This is a genomic window from Streptomyces gottesmaniae, assembly GCF_031845845.1.
GTDB classification, from domain to species: Bacteria; Actinomycetota; Actinomycetes; order Streptomycetales; family Streptomycetaceae; genus Streptomyces; species Streptomyces akebiae.
Genome location: NZ_JAVRFJ010000099.1, coordinates 1 through 844, shown reverse-complemented (window position 1 = coordinate 844; position 844 = coordinate 1). Strand labels below are relative to the sequence as shown.

1 protein-coding gene is annotated in these 844 nt (G+C 69.7%); it reads left to right on the top strand.

Features of this window, described 5'->3' with window-relative positions; translation table 11 throughout:
- On the top strand, positions 1 to 844 hold an 844-nt coding region (locus RM704_RS44555), incomplete at both ends, for a polyketide synthase dehydratase domain-containing protein (protein WP_311593567.1).

Here is an 844-nt window from a genome sequence, read left to right as displayed (position 1 = left end):
AGGCTGGCTGGTCGGTGACGGATGCGGCGGGTCTGGGGCAGTCGGCGGCGGATCATCCGCTGGTCGGTGCGGTGGTGGGGCTGGCCGGCGGTGAGGGTGTCGTCCTGACGGGTCGGCTGTCGTTGAAGTCGCATCCGTGGCTGGCCGATCACACCGTCGGCGGCACGGTGGTCTTCCCGGGGACCGGCTTCGTCGAGTTGCTGGTGCGGGCGGGGGACGAGGTCGGCTGCGGGCGAATCGAGGAGCTGACCCAGGAAGCGCCTCTCGTCGTGCCGGAGCGTGGCGGCGTTCAGATGCAGGTCGTCGTCGAGGCGACGACGGGTACCGGTGAACGACCGGTTGCCGTGTACGCACGCCTGGAGGACGCGGACGAGGACGTGCCGTGGACGCGGCATGCCAGTGGTCTGCTGAGTCCTTCGCAGACGTCGGCCGGGTTCGAGCTGGCACAGTGGCCGCCCGCCGGAGCGGAGGCACTCGACGTCGAGGGCATGTACGAGCGGCCGGAATCCGGTCTGGTCTACGGCCCCCTGTTCCAGGGCCTGACCGCCGCGTGGCGCAAGGGCGACGAGGTCTACGCGGAGATCGAACTGCCGGCGGATGCGGCAGCGGAAGCCGCCCGCTTCGGTCTGCATCCCGCACTTCTCGACGCAGCCCTTCACGCGCTCGGTTTCTCACCCTCCTACGAGAGTGAGGAAGAGGACGGCACAGTGGCCCGACTCCCGTTCTCGTGGTCGGGGGTGTCGTTGTTCGCGGTGGGTGCGTCGGTGTTGCGGGTGTGTGTGCGGCATGTGGCGCGGGATCGGGTGTCGTTGTGGGTGGCTGATGGTGTGGGTGTGCCGGTGGC